We start from the raw sequence: 17,604 nt of genomic DNA on the forward strand, positions 1-17,604 counted from the left end.
GGTTTTTCGACCGTTTCATTCATTTTTTCTATATCGGCGTTGAAGAAACGCTGACCCGGGGTATAACCGCACCGATGGTGCTCAAAGTCAAGGTGTCGCCCGACCTGATCGACGGGGACGTCGATGAGGGCTACGGCAAGGTCGCCGACGCGTTCCGCGCCAACTTCGCCGGCGGCCGCGAGGTGGGTGCCGCAGTCTCGGTGTACCGCGACGGCATCAAGGTAGTCGACCTGTGGGGCGGCTACCGTGACGGCGTCACCATGGCGCCCTGGCAGCGCGACACCATGGTCAACGTCTTCTCGACCACCAAGGGTGTCGCCGCCCTGGCCGTGGCATTGGCGGTCTCGCGCGGACTGTTCGGCTACGACGACAAGGTGGCCGACCACTGGCCGGAGTTCGCCCAGGCCGGCAAGGGTGAAATCACGGTCCGCCAGCTGCTCGGTCATCAGGCCGGCTTGTGTGTGCTCAAGCCGGTGCCGTCCCTCGCCGACGTCGCCGACCCGCAACGGCTGGCGCCGATACTCGCCGCCCAGCGGCCGGTCTGGCTGCCCGGCACCCGGCACGGCTATCACGCGATCACGCTGGGCTGGTATGAGTCCGAGCTGATCCGTCGCACCGGCCCGGCCGGCCGCACCCTGGGCCGGTTTCTCGCCGACGAGATCGCCGCGCCCCTCGGCTTGGACTTCTGTATCGGACTGCCGAAATCGGTGGCGCGCCAGCGGGTGGCGCTGTTGCACCACTGGAAGCGGGCGGAAGGGCTGCTGCACCTCAAGGCGATGCCGATGCGCCTGGTGGCCGCATCGTTCAATCCGATCGGCTTGCTGACCCGAGCGGGGTGCCTGCCGAGCAATGTCACCCCGTGGGACGGTGACTACAACCGTGACGACGTGCGTGCGATCGAGATCCCCTCGGCCAACGGAATCGGCACCGCATCCTCGATAGCGCGCCTTTATGGGGCTGCGGCAACCGCAGATCCGGCGCTGCCGCTGAGCGCACCAGTGCGCGATGCGCTCGCCGCGATGCCGGCATCACCGAGCCACGGTGAACGCGACAAGGTGCTGGGCGTCAAGGTCCGCTTCTCGCTGGGGTTGTCCAAACCGGGGTTCGGCGGCGTCTTCGGCTCCTCGGATACCGCATATGGCACACCGGGCTTGGGCGGGTCTTTCGGCTTCGCCGATCCCGATACCGGTATCGGTTTCTCCTACGTGATGAACCGCCTGGGATTTCACCTCTACAGCGATCCGCGCGAGCTCGCGCTGCGCCGCGCGCTGTTCTGTGACGTGCTGGGTGCCAGACCGCAGACCTGACCGCGGGGTGCCTACATGTGCTCCGGGCAGTAGTGCGCGGTCGAGATGGCGGCGAACTCCCCCGCCTTCTGGATGGTGAAGCCGGGGTTGGTGGCCTGCACCGCGACGACGGTGTCCATCGGGGACAGCCCGGCGTCCATCAGCTGGCACACCGCGTGGCCGGCCGACACGGTGGCCTGGTCGTTGGCGCTGTGGCTGAGCCCGGCCCCGGTCAGGGTGGCGAGGAACTGCCCGTCGATGCCGGTCGGTGCGGCGTGGGCAGGCGCCGCGAGGCCGACCATCGCACTCAGACCCGCCAACAGCAGTAACCGTTTCATGCTTCCCAGCATGAGTGGCGCTCGTTAAGCGCGCGTTACCGAGTTTTTACTGTCGCGGAAGCAAAATGTTGAATCTGTGTTACGCGCTCACCAGCGCGATTCGCCCAACCACAGCACCTGGGCGCCGTTGACCGACCGCCCCGCCTGCGCGACGATCCCGGTCAGCGACCGCACCAGCAGCGCCCCGACCGCATCCGAGAGCGCCGCCGCCGGCTGCGAGGACGGGCGCGGCCGGACGAACTCCCACAGTGACGAGCCGGGGTAGCGCACCGTGCGGACCTGCGCGTGGGGGTCGAGTCCGGCCAGCACCTTGGCGCGGCGCACGGCCGTGCCCAGTCCACCCAGCTCGTCGACCAAGCCGCGTTCGGCGGCGTCAGCGCCGGTCCACACCCGCCCGCGCGCCACCGCGTCGACCGCCTCGGTGGACAGGTTGCGACCTTCGGCGACCCGCGCCACGAAGTCGGTGTAGAACAGGTCGGCTTCGGTCTCGACCTGCCCGTGCTGTTCGGCGGTGAACGGGGCGTTGATCGACCAGGCGTCGGCGTTGGCGCCGGTGCGCACGGTGTCGGTGCCCACTCCCAGGCGGTCCTTGAGCTCGCGGGCGACCAGCTTGCCGGTCACCACGCCGATCGATCCGGTGATGGTGCCCGGGTTGGCCACGATGGCGTCGGCGCCCGCCGAGATGTAGTAGCCGCCGGATGCGGCGACCGCGCCCATCGAGGCCACCACCGGTTTGCCGGCCTCGCGGGCCTGTTGCACCGCACGCCAGATGGTCTCCGAGCCGGTGACCGAGCCGCCCGGGCTGTCCACCCGCAGCACGATCGCGGCGACGTCGTCGTCGGCGGCGGCCTCGCGCAGCGCCGCGGCGATCGTGTCGCCGCCGACGCTGCGGTTGCCGAACGGCGACAGCTGCGGCCCGCCCGAGCCGCTGACGATCGCCCCGGCCACCGTCACCACGGCGATCGCCGGCTTGGGCTTGCGTCCGGGCAGGCCCGGCCGGGCCCCCTCGGCGGTGGCGTTCGCGTAGCGCGACAGGTACAGCCGAGGTGGCGCGGCGTCATCGTCGGCGCCTGAGATGCCCTCGGCGCCAACGAGTTCGGCGATGCGGTCGTAGGCCTCGTCGCGGAAGCCGATCCGGTCGATCAGGCCCGCCCCGATCGCGTCGTCACGCAGCAACGGCGCCCGGTCGGCCAGCTCGTCGACGACGCCGCCGTCCAGATTCCGGGATTCGGCGACGGCCCGACGCACCTGCGCGTGCAAGCTTTCCACCAGCGCGGTGTCGGCCTCGCGGTGCGCGTCGGTGTAGGAATCCTCGGTGAACAGGTTGGCCGCCGACTTGTATTCGCCGCGGGCGACGAACTGCGCTTCGATGCCGGCCTTGTCCAGGGCGGTGCGCAGGAACGTCGCATTGGTGGCGAAGCCGATCAGCCCGAGCGTCCCCGAGGGTTGCATCCACACCTCGCCGAACGCCGACGCCAGGTAATAGGACAGGGTGCCCGGGTAGGTCTCCGCCCACGCCAGCGACGGCTTGACCGCGGTGAAGTCGGCGATCGCGGCCCGAAGCTCCTGGACCGGGCCGGCAGCCGCTGACGAAAGCTGCACCCGCGCGATCAGTCCGGCGACGCGCGGGTCTTCGGCCGCGCGGTGGATCGCCGCCACCACCTCACGCAGCACCGGCGGCTGGCTTCCGGAACGAAGCAGCGCCAGCGGGTCGAAACCGCCGGTCTCGTGCGGCAGCGACTGCAGGTCGAGTTCGAGCACGACACCGTTGGGCACACCATGGTGCCGGGCGGTGTCGATGCGCCGGGCCGCGCCGCGCAGGTCATCCAGGCCAGGTAACGACGGCAGCAGGGAGAACATGGATTTCAGCCTACCGGCGTGGCCTCGCCCAGTTCCCATGCTCGGGGCGCGCTACCCCACGATGCTGCCGGGGGCGCCCGCACCTCCTGCACCGCCCGTGCTTCCGCTGGGCGGACTGCCCGGAGAGCCCAGGGTGCCGTTCGCCGAGCCACCGGTACCACCGGTGCCCCCGGCTCCCCCGGCGCCGCCGTTGCCGCCGTTGCCGCCGTCGCCACCGGAGCCGGTGAAGACTCCGATGAAGTCGCCGCCGGCCGCACCGCCGGTGCCGCCGTCGCCGCCGTTGGTGCCGGCCGCCGTTCCGGAGCCGCCCTTGCCGCCGGCGCCGCCGTCACCGCCGAAGGCACTCAGAGCATTGCCGCCACCGGCACCACCGGTGCCACCGGCACCGCCGGTGCTGCCGACCGCGGTACCGGCGGCGCCACCGGTACCGCCGGCGCCGCCCGTGCTGCCGGGGGCGGCACCGAGGAGGTTGTCGCCACCGACACCACCGGTGCCGCCCTGGCCACCGACACTGCCGACCCCGGTACCGCCGGCGCCACCGGTACCGCCGGCGCCGCCCGCGCCGCCGGCCAAGACGCCGACCACGTTGCTGCCACCCGTGCCGCCGGTGCCGCCCTGACCGCCGATGCTGTCGGTCCCGCTGCCGGCAGCGCCACCGGTGCCGCCGGTACCGCCCGCGCTGCCGACGGCGAGACCGGCAAGGTTGGTGCCACCGGTGCCACCGGTACCCCCCTGGCCGCCGATACTGCCGTCGGCGTTGCTCGCCGCACCGCCGTTGCCGCCGGTACCGCCCTTCCCGCCGCCGATGGTTCCGGCCAGGCCGTCACCGCCGTGCCCGCCCGCGCCGCCTTGCCCGGCAATGCTGTCGGCCTGGTTGGCGGCGGCGCCGCCGGTGCCGCCGGTGCCGCCGAGCCCACCGCTGGCACCGCCGATCAAGGTGACACCGGCGTCGCCGCCGTCGCCACCGACACCGCCCGCGCCGCTGACCCCGGCGGCTCCCTGGGTGGCTCCGCTGCCGCCGCCCACACCGGCCACCCCGCCAGTGCCGCCGTGGCCGCCTTGAGCGCCGGCGCCGCCCACGCCGGCGAGGACGCTGCCGCCCTCGCCGCCGGCACCCCCGACTCCGCCGTTGCCGCCGTCGCCGTTGCTGCCGGCGGCCCCGCCGTTCGCGGTTCCGGCCACGCCTCCGACACCACCGCCGCCGCCGACGCCACCGGTCCCACCTGCTTGCGGCCCGATGCCGACAACATTGAACACGGCGTCGGCACCCTTTCCGCCGGCGCCGCCGGTACCACCGGTCCCTCCGTCGCCACCGGAGCCGGCGTTGAACCCGTTTCCGCCGGTGCCGCCGGTGCCGCCCGCGCCGGCATTGCCGCCCGTTTGTGGCTGAGTGATGGGCAGGTTGCTCCCGTCGGCGCCGGCCTTTCCGGTGCCGCCCTTACCGCCGTTGCCGCCATCACCGCCGTCGCCCTGCTGGGCGCGGTTGGTGTTATCGGCTTCCAGGCCGCCCTGACCGCCGTTGCCGCCGGTGCCGCCCTTTCCACCGGTGCCGCCGGCGGTACTCGTCGAGTTGGAGGAGGTTCCCTGGGCGCCATCGCCGCCGAGGCCACCGTCACCGCCGACACCGGCCTGGCCGGCGCTGCCGTCGCTGCCGGCGTCGCCGCCGTCCGCCGGGTTGTTTCCGGCTCCGTCTAGGCCGCCAGCGCCGGCGGTGCCGGCCTTACCAGCATGGCCGGCATTGCCGCCGGTGCCACCGGTCCCGCCGTTGCCGCCGTCGGCACCATTGGCCGTGGTCGAGGTGTACCCGGTGCCGCCGGTACCGCCTTTACCGCCGTCGCCGCCCTGGCCGCCGTCACCGGCGTCGCCGCCCTTACCGCCGGCGCCGACGTTGCCATTGGTGCTGCCGGTACCAGCGGCACCACCTTGGCCGCCCTTACCGCCGTTACCGCCGGTGCCACCGTCGATTCCATTGCCGCCGGTTCCTCCGGTGCCGCCGGTCGGGGTGCCGGAGGTTCCCGCCGTGCCCGTGCCGCCGTCGTTGCCGTTGCCTCCGGTGATCCCGGTCGCGCCGTCACCACCGGCACCACCTTGGCCACCATTACCGCCCTTGCCCTGCCCACCGGTGGCGCCGTCGCTGCCACTGTTGGCCTGGTTGGCCCCGGCCCCATCAAAGCCACCAACACCCTTAGCGCCCCCAACGCCACCAGCACCGCCGGTGCCGCCGGCACCACCGAGGCCACCATCACCACCAGCCAACCCGGTGGCCCCAAGCTGGTCGTAACCGTCACCACCGGCGCCGCCATCACCACCAGTGCCACCCATGCCACCGGTCCCACCATCGCCACCCAGGCCGCCAGCACCCACCTCACCGGCGCTCGAACCAGTCCCGGCAGCACCACCATTGCCGCCCTTGCCCCCAGCACCACCACTTAGACCCTGCAGCCCCGTGCCACCCTGCTCACCCGCACCACCATTCGGCGAGGCGCTATCACCGGCATCCCCATCACCACCGGTGCTACCCGTACCCCCGGTGATCCCAGTCGCGCCATCACCACCGGCACCACCTTGGCCACCATTACCGCCCTTGCCCTGCTCACCAGTGGTGCCGTCAGAACCGGAGGCCGCCTGGCCATCCCGGCCGACACCGCCGGCGCCGCCCTGGCCGGCCACACCACCGGTGCCACCGGTACCGCCAGCGCCACCGGCCGCGCCGTCACCACCTGCGAGGCCGGTCGCCCCGAGCTGGTCATAGCCGTCGCCGCCCTTGCCACCCGTGCCTCCGGCGCCGCCCTGACCGCCGTTACCGCCGGCGCCCCCGACCCCACCGAGACCTTCGAGACCATCGGTGGATCCATGGCCGGCCGCACCACCGGAACCACCGGTGCCGCCGTTGGAGCCTGCCCCGCCGGTACCCCCGGTGCCACCCTGCGTGCCGGCCGTGCTGGCCGTAGTCGCCGTGCCGTTCTGCCCGTCATCGCCGGTATTACCGACCCCGCCGGCAACACCGTCAAAGCCGCGACCGCCCACTCCACCGTCGCCGCCGTCACCGCCGGCACCCTGAGCGCCATCAAAACCGCTGGCAGTACCCGAGGCCGTCAGACCACCCTTGCCCCCGGCGCCACCATCACCACCGGCACCTCCGGCGCCGCCATTACCGCCTACCACCCCGGCCTGCGTCGAGTCCTCACCGGCCGCACCTACCGCACCGTTCCCACCCCGACCGCCATTACCCCCCTGCCCCGCGACGCCATCCCCGCCGTCGCCGGCGCCGCCGGTACCGCCTTTGCCGGCGTTGCCGCCGTCACCGCCGTCACCGCCGGTCATGCCCGTCGCGCCCGGAGCCAGACCGTTGTCACCGGCCGCACCGGTGGCGCCATCGCCTCCGGAACCGCCCTCACCGCCGGTGCCCAACAGGCTGCCGTTCCCGCCTAGGCCGCCGTTGCCGCCGCTGGCGCCCGGCGCCGCGTTGGGGTCGCTGGCGGCGTCGTAGCCGTCGCCCCCGTCACCGCCGTTGCCCTGCTGACCGGACGGGCCGTTACCGGCTTCGCCGTCCGAACCGGGTGTCGAACCGGATCCACCGTCACCGGCCGCGCCGGCCTTACCGACCGCACCGCCGTCACCGCCGTTGCCGGCATCGGGATGCGTGGCGATCCCGTCGGCACCACGGCCTCCGTCGGCGGCCACACCGGCGTCGCCGCCGTTGCCACCGCTGCCGCCGGCGCCCTGGTTGCCGGCGGTCGCGCCGTTGATACCCGTGCCACCGGTGCCGCCGTCGCCGCCCTGACCGCCGGCCGCGCCGCTGCCGCCCGCGCCACCGTTCCCGCCGTTGCCGGTGCCGGCGTTGTCGAACGTGCCTGCTGCACCCTGCACACCGTCGCCGCCGTTGCCGCCGTTGCCGCCGGCGGCTCCGGCACCACCCTGGCCGCCGTGGTGGCCGGCACCGGAGCCGGTACCGCCGGCCCCGCCGGCGCCACCTGCTTGGCCCGCGACGCCGTCCGCACCGGCCTCTCCCGGGTCGGTACCCGAGCCGCCGTTCGCGCCGCTGGCCCCTGCGGTGCCGTCACCGCCATCGCCGCCGTTGCCGCTGCCGAGGGCGTCGCCGCCATTGCCGCCGCTGCCGCCGTTGGCGCCTCCATCGCCGCCGTCGGCACCGTCGCCCTGCTCGGCGCCGCCTTCCCCGCCGTCACCGCCGTTGCCGCCGGTGCCGGTGCCCTGCCCGGCGCCGCCGTTCCCGCCGGTCCCGCCGTTGCCAACCTGGGTGCCACCGTCACCGCCCGCGCCGCCGTTTCCGCCGTCGGCATCGTCACCGCCGCCTCCGCCGTGGCCCCCGGCCCCGCCGTTGCCGATGGTTCCGCCGCTGCCACCGGCTCCGCCGGCGCCGCCGGCAACCCCGGGTGTTATCGAGGTGAAGCCGTCGCCGCCGTCACCGCCATGGGTTTCGGTGGGTGCCGGACCGGATCCGTCGGCCCCGCTGCTGCCCGCCGCTCCGGTGCCCGTGGCTCCCCCGGTACCGGCTGTGCCGCCGGCGCCGCCCGCGCCGGTGGTGCCGGCGTTACCGGCGTTACCACCGGCGCCGCCATCCGGATGGTTCGCGTCGCCGTCGGCGCCGTCGCCGCCGATACCACCGGCTGCGGCGTTGCCTCCAGCGCCGCCGTCGCCGCCGTCGCCGTTGCTGCCGGCCGCCCCGGTCGGCGAGGTCGCCGCGCCGCCGTTGCCACCGGCACCGCCCGCGCCGCCGGTCCCACCGTTGCCTCCGGCTTGCCCGCTGTTGCCCGCGTCGCCGGCATTGGCGCCGTTGAGCCCGGCCAGCCCGGCGACCCCGTCACCGCCCCGACCGCCATCGCCGGCATTACCGCCGGCCCCTCCGCTGGCGCCGGTGCCGCCCGCGGCACCGCTGCCGCCGGTACCGCCGCTGCCGCCGGACGTGCCCGGCGCCGCACCGGCAGCGAGTGCGTCATAGCCGGCTCCGCCATTACCGCCGGTACCGCCGGCGGCACCATTGCCGTCGGCCGCGCGGGTGGTGCCGTCAGCTTCCAGCCCGCCTTGGCCGCCGCTGCCGCCGGCGCCGCCGTTGCCACCGGCGGTTCCGTTCGGGGCGGTGGCGATGCCGTCGATGCCGTCGATGCCGTCGCCGCCCTGGCCCCCGTTGCCACCGATCCCGGCGTGGCCGTCGGCGCCGTCGGCGGCGGCCACGCCGTCGCCGCCCACACCACCGGCGCCACCGCGCCCGGCATCGCCGCCGTTGCCGCCGCTGATTCCCGCGGTGCCATTCGGGTCGCTCGCCGTGCCGTCGGTGCCGGCCGCGCCGTCGGCGCCATCTCCGCCGTCTTTGCCGTCACCGCCGACGCCGCCGGCACCGGCCGTGCCGTTCGTCCCCGCGACACCGGATCCACCGAACAACCACGCGCCCGCGCCACCAGCGCCGGCCTGTCCACCGGCACCGCCGTTCCCACCGGCGCCACCGTTGCTTCCGGTGCCGCCATTGCCGTTACCGCCGTTGGCGAAAGAGCCTGCCGCCCCGTCGAAGCCGTCACCGCCAGTGCCCCCGGCGCCACCGGCGCCGCCGGCGCCGCCGTTACCGCCGATACCGAGCCACGTCGAACCGGCCCCGCCCTCGCCGCCTTTACCTCCGGCCATGCCCGCGCCGCCGTCGCCGCCAGCCATTCCGCCGGCCGAGGAGTCCGCACCGTTGGTGCCGGCCAGGCCCGCGCCGCCCTTGCCTCCGTTGCCTCCGTTGCCCCACGCACCCATGCCGAAGAAGTCCTGCGCCTGACCCGAGGACCCGCCATTGCCACCGGCCCCGGCCGCCAGCGCCGCCGTCGCAGCGCCACCGGCTCCGCCATCGCCGCCGTGGCCCCACATCTCGCCACCGTGACCGCCGCTACCACCATCAGCACCCAGACCGCCGGCGCCACCATCGCCACCATTGCCGATACCACCGGCGTTACCGCCGTTACCGCCGGCTACGCCCTCGGTGTCCGAGGTCCAGCCGTTGCCGCCGTCGCCGAACCAGAGGCCACCGGCCTGGCCGTTCACGCTGTTCTCAGTGCCGTCGGCGCCGTTGCAGATCATCCCGCAGAAGTTCTCGGTGAACGGCGCGAAGATCTGGTTGATCACACCGTTGACCTGCGACCCGAAGTCGGAGTTGATCCAGTCCTGCAAAGTTGCGTGCAGCGGCATGTAGAAGTAGGTGTCCCATAGCTGGGCCATCTCGATCCCCGAGGCATCAGTCGATCCGGGGAGACCCCAGGCCGCTCCGAGCCACTCGGGTTCGGACCACTCGGGCGTCGACCCTGGGGAGTCCAGCCCGAACCAATCCAGGAAGTCGTCGAACCCGGAATCCGCGTGTGCCTTCGGTGCTGTCGCCGGTGGCGCCATTCCGAACGCCAGGAATGCGGCAACCGCACTGCCGGCCGCTGCGACACGCCGGGGGGCGCCGCCGCGCCGCCCGATGGAACCTGAACGCAACCGACGCCTCATCTGCCCACGCCTTCCGGTAGCCCCCGGCTCGTGACGTAGGTCACGCGGTGTCATTGTTACATAAGTCTGTGTGACACATATCGGTTATTTATTTTTCGAGCGCGTCAGAAACACCGACAAAAGCAAAATCACACCCCACCAGCCAGTGGAGTGCGATTTTGTACGGTGCTACTTGGGAAAGTCCTTACAGCTCGGTGGCGGTGCCTCCGGCTGCGGTGATCTTGTCCCGGGCGCTGCCGCTGAACTTGTGCGCGGTGATGTCGGCCTTGACGGTGAGCTTGCCGTCGCCGAGCACCTTGACCAGCGTGTTCTTGCGGACCGCGCCCTTGGCCACCAGCTCGTCGAGCCCGATGGTCCCGCCGGAGGGGAACAACCGGTTGATGTCGCCGACGTTGACGACCTCGTACTCGGTGCGGAACCGGTTGCGGAAGCCCTTCAGCTTGGGCAGCCGCATGTGGATCGGCATCTGCCCACCCTCGAACCGGACCGGCACGTTCTTGCGGGCCTTGGTGCCCTTGGTGCCGCGGCCCGCGGTCTTGCCCTTGGAGCCCTCACCGCGACCGACGCGGGTGCGCTTGGTCTTCGACCCGGGCGCGGGGCGCAGGTCGTGCAGCTTGATGGTCATTCGGCTTCCTCCACTTGCACGAGGTGGTGAACAACCCGGATCAGACCGCGGGTCTGGGGGTTGTCCTCACGCACCACCGACTGGCGGATCTTGCGCAGCCCCAGGGTGCGCAGACTTTCGCGCTGATTCCAGCGAGCACCGATGGTGCCGCGGACCTGGGTGATCTTCAGGTTTGCCATGGTTATGCCGTGCCTTCCCGCGCGGCACTGGCGGCGAGCGCCTCGCTCTCGCGGCGCGCCTTGAGCATCGCGGCCGGCGCCACGTCTTCGATCGGCAGACCGCGACGGGCCGCCACCTCTTCGGGACGCTGCAGCATCTTCAGCGCGGTCACCGTGGCGTGCACCACGTTGATCGCATTGTCGCTGCCCAGCGACTTGGACAGGATGTCGTGCACCCCGGCGCATTCCAGCACCGCACGCACCGCGCCACCGGCGATCACACCGGTACCCGGGCTGGCCGGACGCAGGAACACCACACCGGCGGCGGCTTCGCCCTGGACCGGGTGCGTGATAGTGCCACCGATCAGCGGTACCCGGAAGAAGCTCTTGCGGGCTTCCTCGACACCCTTGGCGATCGCGGCCGGCACTTCCTTGGCCTTGCCGTAGCCGACCCCGACCATGCCCTTGCCGTCGCCGACGATCACCAGCGCGGTGAAGCTGAACCGGCGGCCACCCTTGACCACCTTGGACACCCGGTTGATCGCGACGACGCGCTCCAGGTAGTTGCTCTTGTCGCCGTCTCGGCTGTCCCGGCCGCCGCGACCACCGTCGCGGCCACCGCGCCCGCCCCGGTTGTCCCGGTTGTCGCGCCCGTCGGTACGGGGGGCGCTGCCCGTGTCGGGACCTGCCGAGGAGGCCCCTGTCGGCTGCTCCGCCATCATGCGGTCCTTCCAGTCATGTTCATGAAGTCAGTCATCTGGCGCATCAGAACGTCAACCCGCCCTCGCGCGCCGCGTCGGCCAGCGCCGCGATACGTCCACCGTAGGTGTAGCCGCCGCGGTCGAAGACCACGTTCTGCACGCCGGCGGCCTTGGCGCGCTCGGCGATCAGCTGGCCGACCCGCACGCTGTGCGCCTTCTTGTCGCCGTCCACACCCCGCACGTCGGCCTCGATCGAGGACGCCGCGGCCAGCGTGTGACCGGCCAGGTCGTCGACCAGCTGCACGTGGATGTGCCGCGAGGAGCGGTGCACCACCAGGCGGGGACGCTCGGCGGTGCCGGCGATCTTCTTGCGCAGCCGCGCGTGCCGACGCACCCGGTGGTTGCGCCGGGCCTCCGAAACGCCCTGCCCGACGGGCTTGTGTGATTGCGCCATGGCTACTTACCTGTCTTTCCGACCTTGCGGCGAACCTGCTCACCCTCGTAGCGCACACCCTTGCCCTTGTAGGGGTCGGGACGGCGCAGGCGGCGGATGTTCGCCGAGATCTGACCGACCTTCTGCTTGTCGATGCCCGAGATCGAGAACTTGGTGGGCGTCTCCACCGCGAAGGTGATGCCCTCCGGAGCCTTGATCAGCACCGGGTGGCTGTAGCCCAGGGCGAACTCCAGGTCGGAGCCCTTGAGGACCACGCGGTAACCGACGCCGAAGATCTCCATCTTGCGGACGTAGCCTTCGGAGACGCCGGTGACCAGGTTCGCCACCAGGGTACGGCTCAGCCCGTGCAGCGAGCGGTTGCGCCGCTCGTCATCGGGACGGGTGACCACCAGGGCGCCGTCGTCGTTGCGGGCCACCCGGATGGGGTCGGCCACCACGAGTTCCAGGGTGCCCTTGGGCCCCTTGACCGAGACCTGCTGGCCGTCGATCGTCACATCGACCCCGGACGGAACCGGGATCGGCTGCTTACCAATACGCGACATGTCTGCTACTCCCTCACCACACGTACGCGAGGACTTCGCCGCCCACGCCCTGCCTGGCCGCCTGACGGTCGGTGAGCAGGCCCGAGGACGTGGAGATGATCGCCACGCCCAGGCCGCCGAGCACCCGCGGCAGGTTGGTCGACTTCGCGTAGACCCGCAGGCCGGGCTTGGACACCCGGCGCAGACCGGCGAGACTGCGCTCCCGGTTCGGGCCGTACTTGAGGTTGACCACCAGCGCCTTGCCCACCCGGGCGTCTTCGACGTGGTAGTCGTTGATGTAACCCTCGCGCTTGAGGATCTCGGCGATGTTGGCCTTGATCTTCGAGTGCGGCAGGGTCACCTCGTCGTGATACGCCGAGTTGGCGTTGCGCAGACGGGTCAAGAAGTCCGCGATCGGGTCCGTCATAGTCATTTAGCGCTGCTCCTCCGCCGTCACCAGCTGCTCTTCTGCACACCGGGCAGTTCGCCGGCATGCGCCATCTCGCGAAGGCAGATTCGGCACAGGCCGAACTTGCGGAGTACCGCGCGCGGACGGCCGCACTTGTTGCAGCGGGTGTAGGCGCGCACCGCGAACTTGGGCTTGCGGGCCGCCTTGTTAACCAACGCTTTCTTCGCCATCAGGTCACTTCTCCTTGAACGGAAAGCCGAGTGCCCGCAGCAGCGCTCGTCCTTCGTCGTCGTTCGTCGCCGAGGTGACGACGGTGATGTTCATGCCGCGCGGGCGGTCGATCGAGTCCACGTCGATCTCGTGGAACATCGACTGCTCGGCCAGCCCGAAGGTGTAGTTGCCGGAGCCGTCGAACTGCTTGGGCGACAATCCGCGGAAGTCGCGGATACGCGGCAGCGCAATCGAAGTGAGCCGGTCGAGGAACTCCCACATCCGGTCACCGCGCAGCGTCACCCGGGCGCCGATCGGCATGCCCTCACGCAGCTTGAACTGGGCGATCGAGAGCCGGGCCTTGCGGATCTCCGGACGCTGGCCGGTGATCAACGCCAGGTCGTTGACCGCGTTGTTGATCAGTTTGGCGTCGCGGGCGGCTTCGCCGACACCCATGTTGACCACGACCTTGACCACACCCGGGATCTGCATCACGTTGGCGTAGTTGAACTCGCTGTTCAGCGCGTCCCGGATCTCCTCGCGGTACTTCACCTTCAGCCGGGGCTGAATCTTCTCTGCCGTAGTCATCCCTAGATGTCCTTGCCGTTGCGCTTGGAGACGCGAACCTTCTTGCCGGACTCTTCGTCCACCCGGTAGCCGATCCGGGTGGGCTTACCGTCGGTGTCGACGACCATCACGTTGGAAACGTGGATCGGGGCCTCCTGGGTGACGATGCCGCCCGAGGAGGCACCGGCCTGGTTGGCCGAGTTCGCGACGTGCTTCTTGATCCGGTTGACGCCCTGGACCAGCACCCGGTTGCGGGTGGGGTAGGCCTTGAGGACCTTGCCCTTGGCGCCCTTGTCCTTGCCGGCGATGACCAGCACCGTGTCGCCCTTGTGGACCTTCATCTACAGCACCTCCGGGGCCAGCGAGACGATCTTCATGAACCGCTTCTCACGCAGCTCGCGGCCGACCGGCCCGAAGATGCGGGTTCCGCGCGGGTCGTTGTCGGCCTTGATGATCACCGCGGCGTTCTCGTCGAACTTGATGTAGCTGCCGTCGGCGCGGCGACGCTCCTTGACGGTGCGCACCACCACGGCCTTGACGACGTCACCCCGCTTGACGTTGCCGCCCGGGATGGCGTCCTTCACGGTCGCGACGATGACATCACCGATGCCGGCGTAGCGCCGCGACGAGCCGCCGAGCACCCGGATGCACAAGATCTCCTTGGCACCCGTGTTGTCGGCGACCTTCAACCGCGATTCCTGCTGAATCACCAGATCTCCTCAAATTTCGGATCGACGCGCGGCATGGCGGTGCCAGCCGGAATCGTCCCGGACGTGCGTGGTCTTACAGTTCTTCGGAGCCAAAGAGCACGCGGGGCCAACTTGCGCTGGCCGAGGTCTGCTCTCAGCAACCCCTGAAGTCTAGGTCAAGGGGCGTCCAGCACCAAATCGACGCCATCGCCGCTCTCCCCTGCCGCGAGCGGGCGTGTTTGCCCAAACACGCCCGCTGCTCGACACGGGGTAGTTAATCCGCCGCGCAGCGAAAGCCGATGTGGCTGGTGGCGGTGTCCTGCGACTGCGGCGAACGGGCCGTGGCCCGGTAGCGGTGGCAGTACTCCGGCGCGCACAGGTGCGATCCGCCCTTGAGGGTCTGGCTGATACCGGGATCGGCCGGCCCGTCGGGCGCGCAACAGGACTTGGGCGGGCCGTCGAGCCGATGGTGGCCGCTGAACCGCGTGGCCGTCCACTCCCATACGTTGCCGATCATGTCGAGCAGGCCCCACCCGTTCGGCGGGAACGTTCCCACCGGTGACGTGCCGCCGAACCCGGCATTGCGGTAAGGGAAGGCGCCCTGCCACGTGTTGGCCATCAGGGCGCCGCCCGGCTTCTCCTCCTCACCCCAGGGATAGGTGCTCCCGGAACCGGCCCGAGCGGCGTACTCCCATTCGGCTTCGGTCGGCAGCCGCCGCCCGGCCCACCGGGCGTAAGCCGCGGCGTCGGGATAGGCGACCTGCACCACCGGGTGATCGTCGCGCCCCGCCAAATCGCTGTCCGGGCCGAGCGGTTGGCGCCAGTTCGCGCCGGGCACCCAGCGCCACCACTGCCGCCAGTCACGCAGATCGACCGGCCCGGCGGTGGGAGTGAAGACCAGGGCGCCCGGCTCATACGGCGGTCCCAGCTTCGCCTCTCCTCCGTCGAGGCTCGCTGAACCGCCCGGTTCATGCGGCGGTCCCAGCTTCGCCTCTCCTCCGTCGAGGCTCGCTGAACCGCCGGGTTCGGCGTCGTAGCCCGCGACCTCCTGCTCGGCGAGGGTGACATACCCTGTCGCAGCGACGAATTCGGCGAACTGGGCATTGGTCACCGGATGCCGCTCGATCGCGAACGCCGCCACCGCCACGGTGTGAATCGGCGCCTCTTCGGGATAGAAGCTCGTCGAGCCCATCCGGAACACCCCGCCCGGGATCTCCACCAGCTCGCTCACCATCGCCTCAGTCCCGCGAAAAAGCCGCCGCCATGCTCCTTTTCACATCGAGATACGGCTCACCGCTGACATCGACCGCGACGTCGGCGATGGTCCCGCCGGTGAAGCCGAACGGCGCCCGGTAGGCCGACGACACCGCCTGGCCGGTATTGCGCCCGACGCTGACCCCGCCACCGGCCAGCGCGAACGCACCCGGCTGGGTGATCATGCCGGGCAGCGTGGCGACCACCGTGTCGTCGATGTAGAGCGAGGCGTCACCGACCGGCGTGTGACTGCCCTCGACGGTGCCGCTGCGCTCGAACCGTATCCCGAAGATATGCAGCCCCACCGTGATCGGGCCTGGAGACGACAACCACTGCTCGCGTTCGCCGAGGAAGTTGTAGACGTAGTGCAGCCGGCCGTCCTGGACGAACAGCGCGTGACCGCCATGCCGGGCGCCCTGTTTGAACAGCACACCCTCGGCTGCCGAGGACTCCACCGTGACGCGCGCCAACACCGAGAACGACCGGCCGCGCAACTCCACGCACGCCCCCAGCGGCACCTCGGCGGTGTTCGGGTAATAGCTGTAGCTGGTGCGGTCGCCGGACAGGTAGGGCCGCTGCCGGCTGGTCATCTCGAAGATGTTCAGGTCCGCCAGCGGCAGGCCGTTGTACTTGTCCGCCTCGGCGAACCACATCGCCTGCAGGTCCTTGAGCTTCTCCGGGTGCTCAGCGGCCAGGTCACGGCATTGACTGCGGTCCTCGTCGAGGTGGTAGAGCTCCCAGCGGTCGGCGTCGAAGTGGCCCCAGCCCGACGGAGTCGCCGCATGCACGGTGTTGGCGAACCAGCCCCGGTGCCAAATCCCCCGGGTCCCCAGCATCGTGTAGAACTGCGTGTGCTTTCCGGTGTCCGCGGCCGGATCGGCAAGCGCCGCTTTAAAACTGACCCCCTCCAGCGGCCGCTGCGCCACCCCGCGCACCGTGTCCGGCGGGGTGATGCCGAGCAGGTCGTAGACGGTCGGGGTCACGTCGCACACGTTGATATAGGTGTCACGTACCTCGCCGCGGGCGGCGATCCCCTTGGGCCAGCTGACGATCGCGGGGTCGGCGATGCCGCCCTCGTGGGAGGCGTAGCGCTTGTAGAGCTTGTAAGGCGTATTGAACGCCATCGCCCACCCGATCGGGTAGTGGTTGTAGGTCCCCGGACCGCCCAGCTGATCGAAGAGCTTCATCGCCTCTTCGACGCTGTCGATGTAGCCGTTGAAGAACTTGTTCTCATTGGGTGAGCCGTTGGGTCCGCCCTCCCCGCTGGCGCCGTTGTCGGAGATCACCACGACGATGGTGTTGTCGAGCTGGCCGGATTCCTCCAAATAGTCCAGGATCCGGCCGATCTGGGCGTCGGTGTAGCTCTGGAATCCGGCGAATACCTCGGCCATCCGGGCGAACAATCGCTTCTCGGTGTCATCGAGGCCGTCCCAGGGGCGCACGGTGTCCAGCGCGGGCCAGGGCTGACCGTCAGCACTCGTGACGCCGGCATAGGGATTGACCTCAGACAGCTCGGTGTCCGGCGGTACCAGGCCGAGCTTCTTCTGGTTGGCCAGCACGATCTCCCGGTACTGTTCGTAGCCCGCGTCGAACCGGCCGGCGTAGCGATCGGCCCACTCGGCGAAGACGTGGTGCGGGGCGTGCCCGGCGCCCGGACAGACGTAGCCGAACCAGGGTTTGCCGGGCGCGATCGTCTGCGCGTCGCGGATGAATTCGATTGTCCTGTCGGCGATGTCCTTGGACAGGTGATACCCGTCCTCCGGGGTGGCCGGCGGCGCTACCGGGTGGTTGTCGTACACCAGATCCGGATACCACTGGTTGGTCTCGCCGCCCAGGAAGCCGTAGAACCGGTCGAATCCGCGCTGCGTAGGCCAGTGCCGCCTGGTGGCGGCCATGTTGGACTCCTCCAATGGCGTCAGATGCCATTTGCCGACACAGAAGGTGTTCCAGCCCCGCTCGGCGAGAACCTCACTGAGCAGCGCGGTTTCGAACGGGATACGTCCGCTGCAGTTGGGGAAGCCGTCGGTGAACTCTTCGATGGTGGCCATGCCG

The 17,604-nt window shown here is 70.9% G+C and carries 16 protein-coding genes; 1 reads left to right on the forward strand and 15 read right to left on the reverse strand.

Annotated features, from left to right (window positions below; genetic code table 11):
• Positions 1–74 precede the first annotated feature (74 nt).
• Positions 75–1,307, forward strand: a complete 1,233-nt coding sequence (locus A5648_RS07610; RefSeq protein WP_065023956.1) for a serine hydrolase domain-containing protein — start codon at positions 75–77, stop codon at positions 1,305–1,307.
• Positions 1,308–1,318: 11 nt separating this feature from the next.
• Here the strand turns inward: A5648_RS07610 and A5648_RS07615 are convergent, their stop codons facing one another.
• From A5648_RS07615 to A5648_RS07685, 15 genes are all read right to left on the reverse strand, one after another.
• On the reverse strand, positions 1,319–1,624 hold the full coding sequence (locus A5648_RS07615; RefSeq protein ID WP_207511617.1) for a DUF732 domain-containing protein: 306 nt from the start codon (positions 1,622–1,624) through the stop codon (positions 1,319–1,321).
• 87 nt (positions 1,625–1,711) lie between these two features.
• Positions 1,712–3,484 (reverse strand): signal peptide peptidase SppA, encoded by a 1,773-nt coding sequence (sppA, locus tag A5648_RS07620; RefSeq protein WP_065023958.1) that lies wholly within the window; start codon positions 3,482–3,484, stop codon positions 1,712–1,714.
• A 51-nt stretch (positions 3,485–3,535) separates the two neighbouring features.
• Entirely contained in the window at positions 3,536–9,964 is a 6,429-nt protein-coding gene (locus tag A5648_RS24835) for a PGRS repeat-containing protein (protein ID WP_267887788.1), read from the reverse strand.
• Positions 9,965–10,148: 184 nt separating this feature from the next.
• On the reverse strand, positions 10,149–10,589 hold the full coding sequence (gene rplO / locus A5648_RS07630; protein ID WP_064855867.1) for a 50S ribosomal protein L15: 441 nt from the start codon (positions 10,587–10,589) through the stop codon (positions 10,149–10,151).
• Positions 10,586–10,768, reverse strand: a complete 183-nt coding sequence (gene rpmD, locus A5648_RS07635) for a 50S ribosomal protein L30 (protein ID WP_064855866.1) — start codon at positions 10,766–10,768, stop codon at positions 10,586–10,588. The genes rplO and rpmD overlap by 4 nt, the downstream gene beginning before the upstream one ends.
• Before the next feature lie 2 nt (positions 10,769–10,770).
• Positions 10,771–11,469, reverse strand: a complete 699-nt coding sequence (gene rpsE, locus A5648_RS07640) for a 30S ribosomal protein S5 (RefSeq protein WP_065023960.1) — start codon at positions 11,467–11,469, stop codon at positions 10,771–10,773.
• 43 nt (positions 11,470–11,512) lie between these two features.
• Positions 11,513–11,902 carry a 50S ribosomal protein L18 gene (gene rplR / locus A5648_RS07645; RefSeq protein WP_065023961.1) on the reverse strand — a complete coding sequence of 130 codons (390 nt, stop codon included), beginning with the start codon at positions 11,900–11,902 and terminating at the stop codon, positions 11,513–11,515.
• A gap of 2 nt (positions 11,903–11,904) precedes the next feature.
• Positions 11,905–12,444 (reverse strand): 50S ribosomal protein L6, encoded by a 540-nt coding sequence (rplF, locus tag A5648_RS07650; protein WP_065023962.1) that lies wholly within the window; start codon positions 12,442–12,444, stop codon positions 11,905–11,907.
• Positions 12,445–12,457: 13 nt separating this feature from the next.
• A complete protein-coding gene (gene rpsH, locus A5648_RS07655; protein ID WP_029249222.1) occupies positions 12,458–12,856 on the reverse strand; it encodes a 30S ribosomal protein S8 in 399 nt (132 codons plus the stop codon).
• A gap of 20 nt (positions 12,857–12,876) precedes the next feature.
• Complete coding sequence (locus A5648_RS07660; protein WP_019737213.1) at positions 12,877–13,062, reverse strand: type Z 30S ribosomal protein S14; 186 nt, start codon at positions 13,060–13,062, stop codon at positions 12,877–12,879.
• A gap of 4 nt (positions 13,063–13,066) precedes the next feature.
• Positions 13,067–13,630, reverse strand: coding sequence for a 50S ribosomal protein L5 (gene rplE, locus A5648_RS07665; RefSeq protein WP_065023963.1), 564 nt, complete (start codon positions 13,628–13,630; stop codon positions 13,067–13,069).
• Between the two features lie 2 nt (positions 13,631–13,632).
• The gene (rplX, locus tag A5648_RS07670) at positions 13,633–13,950 is read right to left on the reverse strand and encodes a 50S ribosomal protein L24 (RefSeq protein WP_065023964.1); all 318 of its coding nucleotides are present in this window, start codon (positions 13,948–13,950) and stop codon (positions 13,633–13,635) included.
• Positions 13,951–14,319, reverse strand: coding sequence for a 50S ribosomal protein L14 (rplN, locus tag A5648_RS07675; protein ID WP_003883432.1), 369 nt, complete (start codon positions 14,317–14,319; stop codon positions 13,951–13,953).
• 253 nt (positions 14,320–14,572) lie between these two features.
• Positions 14,573–15,532 (reverse strand): formylglycine-generating enzyme family protein, encoded by a 960-nt coding sequence (locus A5648_RS07680; protein WP_065023965.1) that lies wholly within the window; start codon positions 15,530–15,532, stop codon positions 14,573–14,575.
• A gap of 4 nt (positions 15,533–15,536) precedes the next feature.
• Positions 15,537–17,604: sulfatase-like hydrolase/transferase (locus A5648_RS07685; RefSeq protein WP_065023972.1), on the reverse strand; the 2,068-nt coding region annotated here is incomplete at its 5' end.

The sequence above is a fragment of the Mycolicibacter sinensis genome (assembly GCF_001673565.1).
Classification (GTDB): Bacteria; Actinomycetota; Actinomycetes; order Mycobacteriales; family Mycobacteriaceae; genus Mycobacterium; species Mycobacterium sinense_C.